General features: G+C 39.1%; 21 protein-coding genes. 8 read left to right on the top strand and 13 right to left on the bottom strand.

Translation table 11 applies throughout. The annotated features are described in order from the left end of the window. Window positions 1–139 precede the first annotated feature (139 nt). The 7 genes from AKG34_RS00205 (at window position 140) to AKG34_RS00175 (ending at window position 3,862) form a co-directional block, all read left to right on the top strand. The gene (locus AKG34_RS00205) at window positions 140–343 is read left to right on the top strand and encodes a DUF1657 domain-containing protein (RefSeq protein WP_053344237.1); all 204 of its coding nucleotides are present in this window, start codon (window positions 140–142) and stop codon (window positions 341–343) included. 70 nt (window positions 344–413) lie between these two features. Beyond that, window positions 414–884: a YhcN/YlaJ family sporulation lipoprotein gene (locus AKG34_RS00200; RefSeq protein ID WP_053344236.1), complete on the top strand. Its 471-nt coding sequence runs from the start codon at window positions 414–416 to the stop codon at window positions 882–884. A gap of 20 nt (window positions 885–904) precedes the next feature. Next, window positions 905–1,384: a stage V sporulation protein AC gene (spoVAC, locus tag AKG34_RS00195; protein WP_053344235.1), complete on the top strand. Its 480-nt coding sequence runs from the start codon at window positions 905–907 to the stop codon at window positions 1,382–1,384. Beyond that, window positions 1,384–2,394 carry a stage V sporulation protein AD gene (gene spoVAD / locus AKG34_RS00190; protein ID WP_053344234.1) on the top strand — a complete coding sequence of 337 codons (1,011 nt, stop codon included), beginning with the start codon at window positions 1,384–1,386 and terminating at the stop codon, window positions 2,392–2,394. The genes spoVAC and spoVAD overlap by 1 nt, the downstream gene beginning before the upstream one ends. A 5-nt stretch (window positions 2,395–2,399) precedes the next feature. Continuing rightward, a complete protein-coding gene (gene spoVAE, locus AKG34_RS00185; protein WP_053347930.1) occupies window positions 2,400–2,750 on the top strand; it encodes a stage V sporulation protein AE in 351 nt (116 codons plus the stop codon). 12 nt (window positions 2,751–2,762) lie between these two features. Further along, window positions 2,763–2,969 (top strand): DUF1657 domain-containing protein, encoded by a 207-nt coding sequence (locus tag AKG34_RS00180; protein ID WP_053344233.1) that lies wholly within the window; start codon window positions 2,763–2,765, stop codon window positions 2,967–2,969. 32 nt (window positions 2,970–3,001) lie between these two features. After that, window positions 3,002–3,862, top strand: a complete 861-nt coding sequence (locus tag AKG34_RS00175; RefSeq protein WP_053344232.1) for a DUF421 domain-containing protein — start codon at window positions 3,002–3,004, stop codon at window positions 3,860–3,862. A 32-nt stretch (window positions 3,863–3,894) separates the two neighbouring features. Here AKG34_RS00175 and AKG34_RS00170 read toward each other — a convergent pair whose 3' ends face one another. Both AKG34_RS00170 and rlmD read right to left on the bottom strand, forming a co-directional pair. Next, the gene (locus AKG34_RS00170; RefSeq protein WP_053344231.1) at window positions 3,895–4,443 is read right to left on the bottom strand and encodes a YitT family protein; all 549 of its coding nucleotides are present in this window, start codon (window positions 4,441–4,443) and stop codon (window positions 3,895–3,897) included. A 254-nt stretch (window positions 4,444–4,697) separates the two neighbouring features. Next, a complete protein-coding gene (gene rlmD / locus AKG34_RS00165; protein ID WP_053344230.1) occupies window positions 4,698–6,068 on the bottom strand; it encodes a 23S rRNA (uracil(1939)-C(5))-methyltransferase RlmD in 1,371 nt (456 codons plus the stop codon). Between the two features lie 188 nt (window positions 6,069–6,256). Here rlmD and AKG34_RS00160 point away from each other — a divergent pair, with 188 nt between their 5' ends. Continuing rightward, window positions 6,257–6,475, top strand: coding sequence for a hypothetical protein (locus AKG34_RS00160; RefSeq protein ID WP_053344229.1), 219 nt, complete (start codon window positions 6,257–6,259; stop codon window positions 6,473–6,475). Between the two features lie 78 nt (window positions 6,476–6,553). Here AKG34_RS00160 and AKG34_RS00155 read toward each other — a convergent pair whose 3' ends face one another. From AKG34_RS00155 to AKG34_RS00105, 11 genes are all read right to left on the bottom strand, one after another. After that, window positions 6,554–7,129: a GNAT family N-acetyltransferase gene (locus AKG34_RS00155; protein WP_053344228.1), complete on the bottom strand. Its 576-nt coding sequence runs from the start codon at window positions 7,127–7,129 to the stop codon at window positions 6,554–6,556. Window positions 7,130–7,198: 69 nt separating this feature from the next. Beyond that, on the bottom strand, window positions 7,199–8,113 hold the full coding sequence (locus tag AKG34_RS00150) for a diacylglycerol kinase (protein WP_053344227.1): 915 nt from the start codon (window positions 8,111–8,113) through the stop codon (window positions 7,199–7,201). Between the two features lie 184 nt (window positions 8,114–8,297). Further along, entirely contained in the window at window positions 8,298–9,227 is a 930-nt protein-coding gene (locus tag AKG34_RS00145) for a hypothetical protein (protein ID WP_053344226.1), read from the bottom strand. Then, window positions 9,224–10,294, bottom strand: a complete 1,071-nt coding sequence (locus AKG34_RS00140) for a hypothetical protein (protein WP_053344225.1) — start codon at window positions 10,292–10,294, stop codon at window positions 9,224–9,226. The genes AKG34_RS00145 and AKG34_RS00140 overlap by 4 nt, the downstream gene beginning before the upstream one ends. Then, complete coding sequence (locus tag AKG34_RS00135) at window positions 10,287–10,754, bottom strand: hypothetical protein (RefSeq protein WP_053344224.1); 468 nt, start codon at window positions 10,752–10,754, stop codon at window positions 10,287–10,289. The genes AKG34_RS00140 and AKG34_RS00135 overlap by 8 nt, the downstream gene beginning before the upstream one ends. Further along, window positions 10,751–11,293 carry a sigma-70 family RNA polymerase sigma factor gene (locus AKG34_RS00130; RefSeq protein ID WP_223305394.1) on the bottom strand — a complete coding sequence of 181 codons (543 nt, stop codon included), beginning with the start codon at window positions 11,291–11,293 and terminating at the stop codon, window positions 10,751–10,753. The genes AKG34_RS00135 and AKG34_RS00130 overlap by 4 nt, the downstream gene beginning before the upstream one ends. A 183-nt stretch (window positions 11,294–11,476) precedes the next feature. Further along, window positions 11,477–12,904 carry an Asp-tRNA(Asn)/Glu-tRNA(Gln) amidotransferase subunit GatB gene (gene gatB / locus AKG34_RS00125; protein WP_053344222.1) on the bottom strand — a complete coding sequence of 476 codons (1,428 nt, stop codon included), beginning with the start codon at window positions 12,902–12,904 and terminating at the stop codon, window positions 11,477–11,479. A 12-nt stretch (window positions 12,905–12,916) separates the two neighbouring features. Further along, complete coding sequence (gatA, locus tag AKG34_RS00120; protein ID WP_053344221.1) at window positions 12,917–14,377, bottom strand: Asp-tRNA(Asn)/Glu-tRNA(Gln) amidotransferase subunit GatA; 1,461 nt, start codon at window positions 14,375–14,377, stop codon at window positions 12,917–12,919. 12 nt (window positions 14,378–14,389) lie between these two features. Continuing rightward, window positions 14,390–14,680 carry an Asp-tRNA(Asn)/Glu-tRNA(Gln) amidotransferase subunit GatC gene (gene gatC, locus AKG34_RS00115; protein ID WP_053344220.1) on the bottom strand — a complete coding sequence of 97 codons (291 nt, stop codon included), beginning with the start codon at window positions 14,678–14,680 and terminating at the stop codon, window positions 14,390–14,392. A 274-nt stretch (window positions 14,681–14,954) separates the two neighbouring features. Then, window positions 14,955–16,502 (bottom strand): L-glutamate gamma-semialdehyde dehydrogenase, encoded by a 1,548-nt coding sequence (gene pruA / locus AKG34_RS00110; RefSeq protein ID WP_053344219.1) that lies wholly within the window; start codon window positions 16,500–16,502, stop codon window positions 14,955–14,957. A gap of 201 nt (window positions 16,503–16,703) precedes the next feature. After that, window positions 16,704–17,873: a CamS family sex pheromone protein gene (locus tag AKG34_RS00105; protein ID WP_053344218.1), complete on the bottom strand. Its 1,170-nt coding sequence runs from the start codon at window positions 17,871–17,873 to the stop codon at window positions 16,704–16,706. Window positions 17,874–17,876: the final 3 nt, after the last annotated feature.

The raw sequence follows: 17,876 nt of genomic DNA, 5'->3' as shown, positions 1-17,876 counted from the left end.
TCCTCAAGACCATGCGATTTTTAAGCTAACAAGGGAATGAAATCACAATTTTTCACAATCTAGAGAATATTGGTAGGTATATAAAAATTGATATTTCGTTATTCTAAAAAGGCAGTTAAAAACCAAGGAGGTAACACCCATGACAGTAATCAGTGATGTTAAAACGACTTTAGCAGGACTAAAAAGTGCTCAAGCAAGCTTCGAGACCTTCGCCCTTTCAACGGACAACGAGCAAGCCAAACAACTTTATCAACAAGCTGCTCAACAAACACAATCGATTGTTGACAGCGTTTCTCCTCGTATTGATCAGATTGAGCAAGAAGAACCACAATATAAGCAATAAGTAATCATATAAAAAGGTTGGTTGAGACAACCAACCTTTTTTTATATCTTTAATTTGAGGAGGCAATTCCTTGAAATACAAAATGAAGACATTAAAAACATTCCTTTTTTTAATAACTGTTATCGGGTTTGTCTCAGGATGTTCCGGAAATTCGAATCAAATGGATAATAATAAAAACTTGAATATTTCGAAGGTACATACTAGCAGTCCAATAAAGCAATCCGTGGCCAATCAAGCTAAAGATAGGCTATTAGCAGAGGAAGAGGTTTCGGATGTAAAAGCCGTAAATAGCGATAAGGAATTGTTAGTGGCAGTCAAAGTAGATAATTTTGATCGTTTACGTTTAAAGAGCGTTAAAAAACAAGCACAATCAGACTTAGAAAACATGTTCCCAGATTATAAAATTCTTATCTCAACTGACCAAAAGATGTTTTTAGAACTTGACCAGTTGGAACAAAAGCTCGAAAAAGATAAGACTAAGATGGACTCACTGAAAAAAGACTTTAAAAAAATCAAAAGTTTAATGAAGGAACAAACGTAGATGGAAGAGGTGATACAAGCATGTCAAATAATAAAAAGAAAAAATTAACCCCTGTCCAACAAGAATATCAGCAACTTCAAACCCAACTGGAAACAAAAAGACCAGTACTACTAAATTGCATTAAAGCTTTTATAACAGGTGGAATAATTTGCCTTATCGGGCAGTTTATTCAAAATCTTTATATTCATTACTTTGATTTCACAGATCAAACGGCTGGGAACCCCACTGCAGGAACGCTAATTTTCATTGCTATGCTTCTTACTGGATTTGGAGTATATGACCGAATCGCTCAATTTGGGGGAGCTGGATCTACAGTACCGCTTACAGGATTCGGGAATGCTGTCATATCAGCCGCTATTGAACATCGAACAGAAGGATTTGTTTTAGGAGTTGGTGGTAATATGTTTAAATTGGCAGGCTCCGTCATCTTATTCGGCGTTTTTTCCGCTTTTATTGTTGCTCTGATTAAAACAATTCTTATTCAATGGGGTGGTTTATAATGCTGACGGGTCATCGTACATGGGTTTTCGATCAAAAACCTGTCATACTCTCCACAGGAACTGTCGGGGGACCATTTGAAGCTGAAGGATTACTTGCAGATGATTTTGATTTACTTCATTCCGATTTATGGATAAATCAAGATTCCTATGAAAAGGCTCACAAAGTCCTCATAGAAGAAGCAAGTACAAAAGCAATCGAAAAGGCAGGCCTTCAAAAAGATCAGATTCAGTTTTTCCTTGGCGGCGACCTCATTAATCAAATAACACCTACAAGTTTTGCCTGTCGAACTTTGGGTACACCCTATCTCGGCTTGTTTGGAGCGTGTTCTACCTCTATGGAAGGACTTGCCCTCGGTGCTTACCTTGTTAACACTAAAGGAGCGGATTATCTGTTAACAGGTGCTTCTAGTCATAACACCGCTGTTGAAAAGCAGTTCCGTTACCCAACTGAATACGGCGGTCAAAAGCCTCCCACTGCCCAATGGACCGTTACGGGTGCAGGAGTTGCCTTATTAAGTAGTTCCGGAAAAGGCCCTCGAGTTACTTCAGCCACAATCGGCCGGGTCATTGACATGGGATTGACCGATCCATTTAATATGGGAGGAGCCATGGCTCCAGCAGCTGTCGATACAATTGAGACCCATCTAAGAGAACGAAACATCGACCCTTCCTATTATGATTTGATTGTAACCGGAGATTTAGGAAAGATTGGGCAAAAAGCTTCATTAGAATTATTTAAAAAACATGGAACCCCTATACGTGAAGAACAGTATAAGGATTGCGGATTAATGATTTATAGAGAGGGGCAACCAGTTTTATCCGGAGCCAGTGGACCAGGATGTTCAGCAACGGTTGTATATGGGCATTTATTAAACCGCATGAAAAAGGGAGATTTCAAACGTATGTTAGTCGTGGCTACCGGCGCATTATTATCTCCTCTATCCTTTCAGCAAAGCGAGACGATTCCATGTATCGCCCATGCCGTTTCGATTGAATATGGTGGTGAATAGCAATGATGATTTATTTTTGGGCTTTTGTTGTAGGAGGCTTTATTTGTGTAATCGGGCAAATAATGTTTGATGTATTCAAGCTAACACCCGCCCATACATTAAGTACCTTTGTTGTAGTGGGAGCTCTTTTAGATGGGTTTGGTTTATACGAACCATTTATTGATTTTGCAGGTGCAGGCGCAACGATCCCCATTACAAGTTTCGGGAATTCGCTTGTGCATGGGGCAATGGCCGAGGCAGAAAAGCATGGCTTAATTGGTGTAATTTCAGGAATGTTTGAAGTAACTAGTGCCGGGATATCAGCGGCAATTATTTTCGGAATGATAGGAGCTATTATTTTTAAACCAAAAGGATAAGGAGAATATAGGATGACTATTGCATCTGAAGTGAAACAATGTGTCGCCAGCCTTAAGGGTGTAGAAGCTGGTTTATCTAGCCTTGCACTCCGAACTCAAGATGATGAATCGAAACGTATCCTGCATGAAACGATGATGGTAGTGAATGAAGTGATGAAGGATGTACACAAGCGTGTTGGAGAATTAGAACGAGAGGAACCACAATATAAGGGTTTTTGATTAAACCTATGATTTGCAGGAGGTGCTAAGTAATGCCTGAATGGTTACAAATCGTTTTACGGTCACTATTTTTTTTAATTGTCCTTTTTTTAATCACAAAATGGTTAGGTAAAAAACAGATATCTCAGCTTTCCTTTTTTGAATATGTCACTGGCATAACCATCGGGAACGTTGGGGCAGAGTTAGCCACAAAGGTTGAAGGAAGTATTATAAATGGGGTGCTTTCTATTCTCGTTTTTGCACTCGCACCTTTTATAGCAGGATTAGTTTCTTTGAAAAGCAAAACTATTCGTGATCTTGTGGAAGGAAAAGCCTCAGTGTTTATTAAAGATGGAAAAGTCATGGAAGACAATTTAAAAAAGGAAAAGTATACAACTGATGAATTGTTAGGGTTACTCCGAAAGAAGGATGTCTTTGATGTAGCTGATGTTGAGTTTGGTTTGTTAGAAGCAAACGGTGACTTTTCGGTTATGTTAAAAAAGCAAAATCAACCTTTAACAGCAAAAGATTTGAATCTGGCAGTTGCTTCAGTCAAGGAGGCTCAGACTGTCATTATGGATGGAGAAATCCTTGATGAACCACTTTCCACGATTGGCCTAAACCGAAATTGGTTGAAAACCGAATTGGATAAGCTAGGCGTAACCATCGAGAATGTCTTTCTTGGACAAGCAAATTCCAATGGTGAATTAAACGTGGATCTTTTTGATGATAAAATTAAAGTGCCATCTCCACAAGAAAAGCCTTTGATGCTCGCAACTTTGAAAAAATGCCAAGCAGACTTAGAGTTATTTGCCCTTGGAACTGAATCAAAAGAAGCTAAAGAAATGTATAGCAAAAATAGTGAAAAATTACAAAAGGCAATTGACCATGTAGCCTTCATCTTAAAAAACTAATTTATTTTATACTTTTGGATTGATAAGAAAATTTAATCCCTCACTTTCATAAGTGATGTAATCAGTCCAATAATGACAATCGTCAGACATGAAAAAAGAAAAATTCTCATACCTAAGATAAAGACGGCAGCTGTAATAATGAGTGTATCGATGACAATAATAACTATAGCAATATCTATGGAGGAAGATTTGGAAATGAATTTTGCTAACAAATCTGTTCCTCCGCTGCTTGTCTCATATCGAAGCATAAGCCCTATGCCTAGCCCAATGATAGCTCCGCCAATTAACGAACTACTGAGAATGGAAATAGAAAATGCCTTTTTTAATGGACTCAACCAATCCATAAAAAGAGAAGTCAAAAGTAATCCATGGATGCTGCTATAGAAAAAGTGACGCTCATAACACCAAGCATATATAAATAAAGGAATACTAAGAACTAACATGGATAACCCCGTTTGAAAGCCCAAAAAATAATGAATAATAAGAGCAATTCCAATAACACCGCCATCTATTAAATGATATGGAACTAAAAAACCATTAATTCCAATACCTATCAAAAAGCTACCAACGATTACAGCCATCACTTTTTGGAATTTAATAAAATCACCTTACCTCCCATTCGATATTCGATATTCCCTAATATATGTCCAAGTTAGAACGTCAAGAATATACCTGTAAAATTTTTTTCCTCAGCACCCTTACTACAATTTTTGACACCACATTTAAAAAGCAGAGCCCTTAATGGGTCCTGCTTCATCATCTCTATCTAACAAAGACACTAATTATATAAATCAATATAAAATAAGCCCAGTCCAATGACTGGGCACTTACACCATTATTTCAATTCTAACAACACTACATTTTCAACATGTGTAGTCATCGGGAACATGTCGACAGGTTGGATATCAACTGCTTTATATCCGCCTTCTTCTAAAATATGAAGGTCCCGTGCCAAGGTTCCTGGGTTACAAGATACATAAACGACCTTTTTAGGTTTCATCTCAATGATTGTGTTTAGAAGAGATTCTTCACAACCTTTACGAGGTGGATCAACAACGATGACGTCTGCCGTGTTACCCTTTTGATACCATTCAGCAATGACGTTTCCTGCATCACCAACGATGAATTCTGCATTTGTGATTTCATTTAATTCAGCGTTGCGGCGTGCATCTTCAATCGCTTCTGATACAACTTCCACACCAATAACCTTTTTCGCTTTTTGTGCTAAGAATAATGAAATGGTACCAATGCCACAATAAGCATCAATCACCGTTTCTTCGCCCGTTAGACCAGCATAACTAAGTGCTTTATCATAAAGAACCTTCGTTTGATCAGGATTAATTTGATAAAAGGATTTTGCGGAAATCGCAAATTTCACGTCACCGATCAAATCATAGATCACTTCGTTACCCCATAACAAAGTCATGTTGTCGCCCAAGATAACATTTGTTTTCTTCGAATTTACGTTTTGGACGATTGATTTCACCTGTGGAAGACGTTCAACGATTTCCTTCACGATTGTTTCGATGAAAGGGATACTTTTCGTTCTTGTAACGAGTACTATCATTAATTCGCCTGTTTGCTTGCCATAACGAGCCATAATGTGACGCAATACACCTTTATGGGTTTTTTCATTGTAAGCAGGGATACCAAGTTTACTGATGATTTCTTTTACAACTTGAACAGCTTCACTAATCACTTCATTTTGGATAATGCTTTCTTTCGTTTCTACAATTTCATGTGTCCGTGGTTTAAAGAATCCCGCTATTAGCTTGCCGTCCTTTTCACCAACAGGCACTTGGGCTTTGTTACGATAATGAGTTGGGTTTTCCATACCAATTATCGGGTGTACCTTCACATCCTCAAGTTTTCCAATGCGAGTCATCACTTCACGGACTTGTTTTTCTTTGAATTCCAACTGTCCTTCATAGCTCATATGATGTAGCTGACAGCCACCGTATTTATGAAAGTCTTCAGTTGTAACCTCAACTCGATATGGACTATTTTCTATAATCTCCATCAAACGTCCGAAGCCATAACCCTTATTTGTCTTCATTACTTTAACTTTTGCCTTTTCACCAGGAAGGGCGTTCTGAACAAAGATCGGATAGCCATCAACTTTAGCTACTCCAGCCCCTTCGTGCGTTAAATCTTCGAATAAAACCTCTATAATATCATTTTTAGCAATGGGTGCTGTTTTTTTCATATCATCTTCTCTTTTCTTTTATAAGCTAGCCTGTATTTTACCACATTCAGAGCCTTGCCACAAAACGACTCACCAATTTACATTGGTTTTCATAAAATAATAGTAGAAGGAATTATGTTTTTTCATAGTTCCATGTATAAAATCGAGGTAAAAAAAGAAAAATAAGGAAAAATAGATGAGGTGAAGAAATGGGTTTGTTTAACTCTATATCTGCCTGGAATGCAAACAGGCTAGAAAAACATCGAGTAAGCATGGAAGAAAAGGGCCTCTGTCCGGATTGTTATGGGCGAGGATACAGCTCTTTCGTACCAACGGAATATCATTTTTCCGATATACACGACTGTCCCGGCTGCAACGGAACCGGAGTTTATGCTGATTGGGCTGCGATGAACGGACAGCAAATGTAGATCCCATTCCACTAAGAAAAGTTCAATGAATGGTGGAAGAAGTGATATATCAAAAACACACGTAAAAAGGACCCCCTGTTAAACAAGGGGTTCTTCTAATTTTTTCACCATATATCCAAATTCATAGCCACTTATCATAATGGTTTTTATTTTTTTATATCCTAACCTGTTATAGAGACGATTTGCCCCTTCATTCACATCTTCAACGACTAAAGAAACCCTTGGGTAGCCTTTTTCCTTAGCATACTCCTCAACATATTGAATCAGTGCACTTCCAATTCCTTTCCCTTGAAAATGCGGGTCAACACATAATGTATCCAGATAAAAGTCATCACTCTCTGCTTCCTTGTCGAGTGTAATACTCGAATCTTTCATTTTCCGCCGTAATCGTTCAACTATTGGTTCATCTAACCCTTTAGCATCTTTTCCATGATAGGCAATGATCAGTCCAGATACTTCCCCATTATGTTCACTAACGAAGGTATTTTCATAGCTGATTCGATTTCCACTTTTTCTAAAAAAATCGGCAAGAACGGCGAGTATTGTTTCTTCATCTGTTTCGCCAGTTAACTCCTCGGCAATTTCCTTTATCGCAAGTCGTGTTAATACTGCTGCCTTTTCTGCGTCTTCTGGTGTCGCTCTTCTGATGTACACGTTACCTAATCTCCTTACTAGATTTAAATTAAAAGGAAAAGGCCACCCATTTTAGTGACCTTCTTTTCATTATTTATTTGTTGGATCGTCCGGCAATATTCCTTCCGGGATGAATACATCAAAATGACGGTACTGGTTTACGAATTCAGCTGGGGCCATGCCACCAAATTCCCCGTCCAAATTAAGCATCATGTCTTTTTTTGCAGTTACTTTGATCCGATTCGCTTTTTCATAAATGACATTTTTGTCATGTATATGTTCACCGCGCATTGCCAAAGTTACGACTCGGACAATATCAGCAAGATTTGCCTTTTTCAAAATAAGTAACGTGAACATGCCGTCATTTAGGGATGCGTCTGGTGCGAGTTTTTCGAAGCCACCGACCGAATTTGTATTGGCGACTAAAAATAGCATAATCTCGCCTTCGAAAAGCTTTCCATCATATTCGATTGAAACTTCTGTCGGCTTGATAGAAGGTAGCATTTCAATCCCTTTAATGTAGTAAGCTAGCTGCCCAAGCATTGTTTTCAGCTTGATTGGCACGTCGTAGGTCAATTCAGTCAATCGACCCCCACCAGCAATATTGATGAAATATTTATCATTCATTTTTCCAATATCGATTGGCATCGTATGCCCACTGGCAATAATATCAGCTGCCCCTTCGATTGACTTCGGTAAATGCAGTGCCCGCGCGAAATCATTCGTCGTTCCTGTCGGAATAATTCCTAGTTTTGGGCGTTTTTCTGCAGTGGCCAGTCCATTAACAACCTCATAAATCGTTCCGTCGCCTCCTGCTGCAATGACAATATCATAGCCGCGTTCAATGGCAATTTTAGCTGCATTCGTTGCATCACCAGCACCGGTCGTCGCATGTGTAGAAGCCTCATATCCAGCTGCTTCAAGCTTTGCAAGCACCCCTGGTAAACTCTTCTTAATGGCTTCCCGGCCTGATGTCGGGTTGTAAATCAACCTTGCTCTTTTCATTTCCCATCATCCTTATACAAATTGATTCCATAAATTACATATTAATCGTTCACTACATGAAAAGCAATATTCGAAAAAAAAGAGGACCGCATTTCGGCCCATTTCTTTATATGCTTTTTTCCAGAAATCTTATCAGAGAAATTATAAAGCTTTTTACAATTTTATTCTAGTAAATGGTTTAAAATTATGGGTAATGAACATTCACTTTATACGTATCGAAGACAGTTAAGATATGATTCCCTTTTCCAGACTTTAGTGTACCATTCTTTTTTTCAGTGCCTTCTTCATTCGTGTCTTCTTCTTTTATCTCGGTCGTTTTCCAGCTATTTTCAGGCCCCTCGAGCTCCTCGACACCTTTTGCTTCAATCTTGATATCACTATTTTCTTGAAGGTATACACTTAGGTAGCCGCTATCTTTTACACTCCAATTACTTAAAAGCTGTCTTGGCTTTAAGACAAGATCCGTGCTTTGTCCATTAATCTCTAATGATAATTCAGCAGGGATAATAAGAGTAGCCTTGAGATTCGTCCTGCCTCCGCCTAAAAGGCTATTTTGAACCGGTAAATCCTTGAAGCTGATATAAAGTGTATCACCGTTTCTCTCAACCATTAAATAATCTTCCGTCTTTTTCAACAGGGATTCAGCATCTACTGTTACATGCTCATCATACGTCCCGAATATAGAAACTTCTTCATCGGTCCCACTTTCAACCGTCAATGGGTATGATCCAGAATCTAGAACGACCCTATGAATGTCTTTTCCAGCCTTTTCATTGAACCCAGGTAAATTCACTGTTTTTTCTTCGCTTTGCACGGCTGCCCTGACTTGATCCATTATTCCACTTGATGTCAGCAGAATTAAAACAATTCCCGTCGTTCCAAGCAATCCTACGAAAAGAATACTAAGAATATCATATTTTACAAAGGAACTTTCTTTTCTGGAAAAATAGATATAGAAGAGAATTTCCACTCCCAAAATAATGAAAAGTAACGGCCACCAAGAAAGAAGAATCGTCGTCATATTCATATTTGCAATTTGAGAAATCAGTAAAATCATACCTAAACCAACCAGAGAGACTCCCATTGAAATTGTTCCGACTCTCCATGTTCTCATTTTGTCTCCTCCTTGTCTCTCGTTTTTTTACTTCCAGCTAACAATTTTATTCCTCCACCTATAAGAAGGATACACACGAGTCCTTTTTGAAAATAATCTCTAAACCAATATTCTAAGTTGCTTCCAACCCATTCATCTAAATGAGGTGCAATTGCCGGAACGATAATGTTACTTGCCAAGAAATAAATTCCTAGACCCACCAAACCAAGGCCTATCCATTTTTGCTGATTGACAATTCCCGAAATTATGGGCGTATCTTCAACAGGACCCTCTTCCATTTTAGCCGCTTTTTGTAATCCATCAAAAAAGCTGTAAAACCAGATGATCGGAATAAGGAAAAAGAAGAATCCTAAACGGAGTAAATCCAATATATAAATGGCGAATAAAAAGCCGGCCATCAATTGGATTCCGCGTTTCTGCAGCCCTAAATATAAATGACCTGCCCCAGGGAAAATGGCGAATAAAGTCGCGACCGATTTACTCTTCTTCCCAGATTCCCGTCTCTCTTCGAAATCTTCCAACACGGTTCGATCAATAAGCTCCTCACCCCTCTGCTTTTTATTCAGCTGTTGAACAGAATCAAAAAAGCTGTAAATCCAGATAACTGGCAATAAAGCCATGAATATTAGCAGACCTTCCATTTGTGTCATCACACTGATGAATATCACCATAATGCCAAGGCCTAAAAAGCCAATTAGAAAAATAAGTCCCCGATTCATGAGGCCGAGCTGGAAATGTCCGAGACCAGGCACGAATGAAAGGACAATTACATAGAATCTTTCTGCTTCCGGCTGATCCACTATTCCGCCTGCATCCGTTTCGCTTTTAGGATTTCTTAGAGAGGTAACTACCAAGTCAAATATACTGATGATATAAAACACCATTCCTATAATGGAAAAGGCAAGAAACGCTTCCACTTGACTAATCAATGTAAGAAAAAAGCCTCCCAGCCCTAATCCAAGCGTGGCTAGAAAATAAAATAAACCTTTATATCTCCTACCTAGGTAAAAATGACCAAAACCCGGCAGAAATGATAACAAAAAAGCTAATATCGGACTTTTATTCATTTCTAAACCCCTCCTTATTTTTCTTTTCAATAGAGTCCATCCAATTAAATGTTTTATCAATAAGACCATCGGTTAAGGTCTGAGTTTCCTTTACAGTACTGGATTCTACAGAATCAACGTATTCAGTCAGGGATTGAAAAACTCCGGCCGCCATTAATAGAATCGTAAAACCAGCGGCAATCAGGTAATGTCTTGTAATCGTCCGAAGAGATTTTTCTTTTTTGATTTGCTTAACCTCTTCAAAAGATACTTCATTTAGTTGAGTAATCGAGCTCATAACAGAATCTGCGATATCAAGTTCTTCAACGAGCAGACTAGATTCGGCTCTTTCCATCGCCTCCATATAGACTGTTAAACACTCGTCACAGGAGTATAAATGATTTTCATATTCTATTTTTAGATTATCAGGCATTTCATCCGCCAAATAAGCAATCCACCCTGCTTCAGAAACATGGTTCATGAAAAATCCTCCTCTTTCCAATGTTTTCTCATCCAATTCCTTGCCCGATATAGCTTTACCTCAACAGATTTGACTTGAATCTGCTGTTCCTCTGCAATTTGCTGGAATGTTTTTTCTTGTATGTAATAGCCATACACAACGTCCCGATACCCCTCCGGAAGGTCATTCAGCTTCCGTAATACTTGCTTTCGTTTTTCATTTCGAAAAAATACTGCCTCAACATCATCAGATAGGCCTAAATGAGCTTCCGAAGTCTGTACTTCATGTGATTCTTCCTTTTGCCTTTCTCGTTTTCTCTTCAAATCTATTGCATGATTGACGGCAATACGCGTAATCCATGTTTTGAAACCTTGATTTTTATATTGAGGAAGAGAAGTATAGATTTTGATAAAGACTTCCTGGGTGACATCTTCTGCATCCTTTTGATTGCGTAAAACGGAATAGACGGTTCTAAAAATCGTCTCCTTATACGTTTCTATCAATATCCGGAAAGCATGATCATTTCCACCTCTCACCTTCTCCACTAACTCATCTGTCACTTCTCTCCCCCCTTTCATTTAAGCATTCATATAATAGACGACACAAAAAGGAGTTACCCCTACAGATAACTCCAAAAAAAATATAAAATTAATTTCTCACTCACAAGTTCCAGTATTTCCTCGTAAAACTCTTTTGATAACCATATGAAAACCGCATCACTTAGAAAGTGATACGGTCAATTATTAACGTTTATTGATTTCTTCAACCAAAATTTTATTAACAAGTTGTGGATTAGCTTGGCCTTTTGTCGCTTTCATAATTTGTCCGACAAGGAAGCCGATTGCTTTTTGTTTACCAGCTTTAAAATCTTCAATTGATTGCGGGTTATTATTCAAAGCTTCTTCAACCGCTGATCGTAATGCACCTTCGTCAGAAATTTGGACAAGTCCTTTTTCCTTAACGATCGTTTCTGCGTTACCACCGTTTTCGATCAACTCTTTGAATACCTTTTTCGCGATTTTAGAAGAAATTGTACCATCTTCAATCAGTTTGATCATCCCTGCCAATGATTCAGCAGTCAACGCAACATCATGCAGTTCTTTCCCTTCTGCGTTTAAGAAAGCAGAAACCTCACCCATGATCCAGTTCGATGCAAGTTTCGCATCCGCACCTGAAGCAACTGTTGCTTCAAAGAAATCAGCCATTTCTTTTGTTACCGTTAAAACAGCAGCATCATACTCTGGTAAACCAAATTCTTCAACGTAACGTTTTTTTCGTGCATCTGGAAGTTCTGGAATCTCCGCAGTAATGCGTGCTTTCCATTCTTCGTCGATATGGATAGTCAATAAATCTGGTTCCGGGAAATAGCGGTAATCATCAGAGCCTTCTTTAATACGCATTAGAACTGTTCTACCTGTAGCTTCATCGAAACGACGTGTTTCCTGTTCGATTACGCCGCCTTCATTCAATACCTCTGCTTGTCGGATTTCTTCATGCTCCAACCCTTTACGAACGAAGTTGAATGAGTTCAAGTTTTTCAATTCAGTTTTCGTACCGAATTCTTTTTGACCAACTGGTTTCAAGGAAATGTTAGCATCACAGCGAAGTGAGCCTTCTTCCATTTTACAATCGGAAACACCCGTGTATTGAATAATGGATTTCAATTTTTCCAGATAAGCATACGCTTCTTCAGGAGACGTGATATCCGGCTCGGATACGATCTCAACAAGCGGAGTACCTTGGCGGTTGTAATCACAAAGTGAATAGTTCCCTTTATGTGTCAGCTTACCAGCATCTTCTTCCATATGAATACGTGTAATGCCGATTTTCTTTTTCTTGCCACCGACTTCGATTTCAATCCAGCCATGTTCACCGATTGGCTGATCGAATTGAGAAATTTGGTAAGCTTTCGGATTGTCTGGATAAAAATAGTTTTTCCGGTCAAATTTCGTGATTTCTGCCACTTCACAATTTAGCGCGATAGCAGCTTTCATTGCAAAATCAACAGCCTTTTTATTGACGACAGGCAATACACCTGGATAGCCAAGATCGATTACAGTCGTATTGCTATTTGGAGAGGCACCGAATTGGTTCGGGCTCGATGAGAAAATTTTTGAATCTGTTTTTAATTCTACGTGTACTTCTAGACCAATTACCGTTTCAAAGTCCATTTTTTTCACCCCTTACAGCTTAGGAAATTGTTTATGAAAATCTGTTGCTTGCTCAAATGCGTGAGCAGCGCGGTAAATCGTGCTTTCATCAAAATGCTTCCCGATCATTTGCAGACCAAGCGGAAGACCATTAGCAGCGAAACCACAAGGTACGGAAATACCTGGTACGCCAGCAAGGTTGACAGGAATCGTTAAAATATCATTCGCATACATCGTTAATGGATCGGCAACTTTTTCACCGATTTTGAAAGCTGGTGTAGGTGTTGTCGGTCCAACGATTACATCATATTTTTCAAATACATCTTCAAAGTCTTTTTTGATCAATGTACGCACTTTTTGAGCCTTTTTATAATAAGCATCATAATAACCAGAGCTTAAGGAGAAAGTTCCAAGCATGATACGGCGTTTTACTTCGTCACCGAATCCTTCCGATCGAGTTTGCTTGTACATATCAATTAAGGTTTCTGCATTATCTGTACGGTGACCGAAGCGAACGCCGTCAAAACGGGAAAGGTTTGCCGATGCTTCTGATGAAGAAAGCAAATAGTAAGCTGCTAGAGCATATTTGGAATGCGGCAGAGAAACTTCTTCCCATACAGCTCCAAGTCCTTCTAATACTTTTAAAGCTTCAAGTACAGAATTACGTGCTTCTTCCCCAACACCTTCACCAAGGTATTCTTTAGGAACTGCAATTTTCAACCCTTTAACATCGCCTGTTAATGAATTCACAAAATTCGGTACGTCTAAGTTAGCAGATGTGGAATCCATTGGATCGACGCCTGAAATCGCTTCAAGAAGGTATGCATTATCTTCAACCGTTCTTGTCACCGGACCGATTTGATCTAATGAAGAAGCAAAGGCTACAAGTCCGAAACGGGAAACCCGTCCATATGTAGGCTTTAAGCCGACAACTCCGCAGTATGCAGCTGGTTGGCGAATTGATCCACCTGTGTCAGAACCTAATGAGAATAAGACTTCACCAGAAGCGACAGATGCAGCTGAACCACCTGAAGAGCCACCTGGTACATAATCCGTATTCCATGGATTGCGTGTTGCCTGATATGCTGAGTTCTCATTTGAAGAACCCATCGCAAATTCATCCATGTTCAATTTTCCAATTGTCACCGTTTCTGCCTGCTGTAGCTTTTGAACAACGGTTGCATCATAGATTGGATCAAAGTTCTCCAAAATTTTGCTCGCACAAGTTGTCCGTAAATTTTTAGTAACAATATTATCCTTCACACCGATTGGCATGCCAAACAGGGCGCCTTGGCTCTCGCCTTTTACTAATTGGTCATCCAATTGTTTTGCTTGGTTGCGGGCGTTTTCTTCATCTAATGTCAAAAATGCCTTCACCTTGTCTTCTACCTGTCCGATTCGCTTATACGATTCGTTAACAAGATCAGTAACGCTGATCTCTTTATTATGTAAACGTTGATGAAGCTCGGAAACTTTTTGTTCGAACAACGACATCATTGTCCCTCCTTATTCCATAATGGCTGGTACACGGATATATCCTTCTTTGCTATCCGGTGCATTCTTAACTACTTCTTCTACTGGTAATCCTGGTTTTGCAACATCTTCGCGCATTACATTTTTCATATCCAAAACGTGAGAAGTCGGGTTTACCTGATCCGTATCAAGTTCATTCAACTGCTCCGCAAACGAAATCATTTGTTCAAGCTGATTCTGAAACTGTTCTGCTTCTTCTTCCGTAATTGCCAAACGAGCCAAATGGGCAACGTGTTTTACTTGTTCCATAGAAATTCGTGACATTCTCTTCACCTCCGAAAAAATATCCAAATCGACTAAAATAGTCGCTTTTCTCCATAAAATCATCGTTTAAATCATATCAAACTATTGCACAGTAAAGCAACAAGAGATACCTTGTCGAAATTCAAATATTTCTTAAAGAAAAAGAAGTATTTTCCGGGAAATATGAGAAAGTTGCCGAAATTTCCGGGGAAATTCCAAGAAGGCAGTCAAATTAGTCAAATGTTCTCGATTCTTGCAAAAATCCCTTCCTAAATAGGAAGGGATTACATTTCCATTAATATGCTTCTGAAGTCGTTTTTCCTTGCATGTGAAGGATAAGATAATCAGGTCCTCCTGCTTTTGAGTCTGTACCTGACATATTAAAGCCTCCAAACGGCTGATAGCCTACAATTGCGCCCGTACATCCACGGTTAAAGTATAGATTTCCCACATGAAAATCATCACGTGCTTTTTCCATATGTTCACGATTATTCGTAATTACTGCTCCCGTCAGGCCATAATCCGTATTATTTGCAATCTCAATCGCTTCATCAAAGTCTTTTGCTTTCGAAAAAGCAACAACTGGGCCGAAAACCTCTTCTTGCATGAGCCGGGCATACGGATCAAGATCGGCAATGATCGTTGGTTCAATGAAATAACCGGTTGTATCATCACCCTTTCCACCAGCAGCTAAACGACCTTCTTGTTTCCCAATTTCAATGTATTCCATGATTTTTTTATAAGCTTGACCATCGATAACCGGCCCCATGAAGTTTGCACCATCTTCTGGATCACCAACGGACAATTCCTTTGCCAGTTCTAAAGCACGCTCTAGCACCTGATCATATACTTCAGCAACAATGACAGCCCGGGAACAGGCAGAACACTTTTGCCCGGAAAAACCGAATGCCGAATTCACGATCGATTGAGCAGCCAATTCAAGGTCCGCTTCCTTATCAACTACAATCGTATCTTTACCACCCATTTCCGCAATCACCCGCTTCAGCCAAATTTGGCCTTCATTCACTTTTGCGGCACGTTCATAAATTCTCGTGCCTACTTCACGAGATCCTGTAAATGAAACAAAACGGGTGCGGGGGTGATCGATAAGATAATCGCCTACTTCTGAACCGCTCCCCGGGACAAAGTTCAATACCCCCTTAGGCAGACCTGCTTCCTCCATCACCTCCACAAATTTAGCCGCGATAACTGGAGTAGTCGATGCCGGTTTTAACAGAACCGTATTTCCCGTTACGATGGCAGCAACAGTCGTTCCTGCCATAATAGCAAAAGGAAAATTCCAGGGGGAAATAATAATTCCCACTCCAAGTGGAATATAATCATAGCGATTATTTTCATTCGGTCTACTCTGTACAGGAATTCCGTCTTTTAATTTGAGCATCTGCCTTGCATAAAACTCTAAGAAATCGATAGCCTCAGCCGTATCACCATCTGCCTCATTCCACGGCTTGCCAGCTTCTTTCGTCAGCAAGGCCGAAAATTCATGTTTCCTCCGTCGGACAATAGCTGCCGCTTTGAACAGTATATCTGCCCTTACTTCAGGCTCTACCTTACGCCATGTCTGAAAGGCCGCATCCGCTGCCTGAACCGCCTTCTCAGCCAAATCACGATTGGCTTTCGATACATAGCCTATCACTTCTTCTTTTTTGGCTGGATTAATAGAAATAATTTTATTTTCTGTAGAGATTTTTTCTCCACCAATGACTAAATCATAATTCTGACCTAAGTATGTTTTCACCCTGCCTAACCCCTGTTGATACGCCTCGCTATTTGCCACTTGAGAAAAATCCGTAAACGGTTCATGTTTATACAATTGCACCAAAACAATCCCTCCCTGTTTTAAATAACTTTTCAACACTATCAATCTTATTCTAACTAAAACTGTTAAACTCTTCAAATTATGTATAAATAAGATAATAGCATTCAAGAATAATAGCCAGGCATAAAGCCATTTTGTTAAGGTTACTCATGGCTAGATTTGTTCCAAATAAAAAAGATGAAGCTTGTTAAGCTTCATCTTTTTTTATTCGTATATATGCACGGTTGGTTCGTCTTGATTTGCCTCGCGAACAATAAGTGCTTCGGGTCCATTTACAGAAGTGATCGATACTTGTACGGCAATATATTTAGGGAAACGTTCCATTACAAGACCAGCTACATATTGTGTAAAGCCAATCGCTTCTGAGTTTCCATAAAATTGGATAGGAATATCGATGTTCAAGCTTTGTAATTGGTCATCCATATAAAATGCCCTGCCAATAACTCCATTAAAGTTAGGGAAATATTCTTCAACATCTTCTTTAAAATTTGTGAATGTGTTGACGTCATCCCTATATTTTTTTTCTGCACCTGCCGAAGGAAATAGGAAGTATTCTTCGTTTAAGTCTGTCCATTTTCCAATATTGTTAGAGTTTTTCCCGATATTCGTATAGGAAATAAAATTCCCAGGAACTACAGAAGATTTTTCATTTTGCTCAAACAAGGCAATCGTAATCGGAACATTTTTCAGCTTGTCCATTTTACGCAATCTTTTTAAGACTTCCTCAGCAATTTTCTCCCCTTCTTGTTTTAGTTCTTTACTATCAATTTTCTTTTCATAGGTTGCCCCGTATGCTTCTTTTTGATAGTAATGGACTGAATTTAGGGCAAGGCCTATTACAACTCCGCCAAGGCTCACTGAATTATCTTTTGTTTTGACTAAATAATTATGTTCTAAAATATGAGCAAGATAAATTGGATTTTCATCATTCCGCTTATCAATGTCACCTTCTCCTGAATCAACAGGATTTAAACCTTCGTTATCCTTTTCTTTCATGTTCTTTTCTTTCAACTGGCTTTTTGTATATTTTCTGTTCAACCAGGATGATATCTTGGAACTGTCGAGCATTTGCCCCTCTTGAAATAGGTATTCTTCCGGGTCAAATTGAGTTTGCGCCAACCGCATCAGTCCATTTTCAAACTCTTCGATATCATATCGAGTATTTAAATTCGAAACGACCAAACCGCGGGCTTTTGATGGCTCAAACGGAAGAATCGTTTGATAATATTCTTCCGAAATTTTATACTTCGGAATAATTGCTGTATCCTTGTCGTTTTTGGAGTCTTGAACTACCTCTTGCTTATCCTCAAAACTAGGTGCACATCCAGCAAGAAGTAGTATAAGAATCATCCCCAAAATAGAGTGTTTCCTCATAGC

It is taken from the genome of Peribacillus butanolivorans (assembly GCF_001273755.1).
Lineage (GTDB): Bacteria > Bacillota > Bacilli > Bacillales > DSM-1321 > Peribacillus > Peribacillus butanolivorans.
The sequence above is the reverse complement of the archived record's forward strand: the minus strand, read 5'-3'. Positions and strand labels throughout refer to the sequence as shown.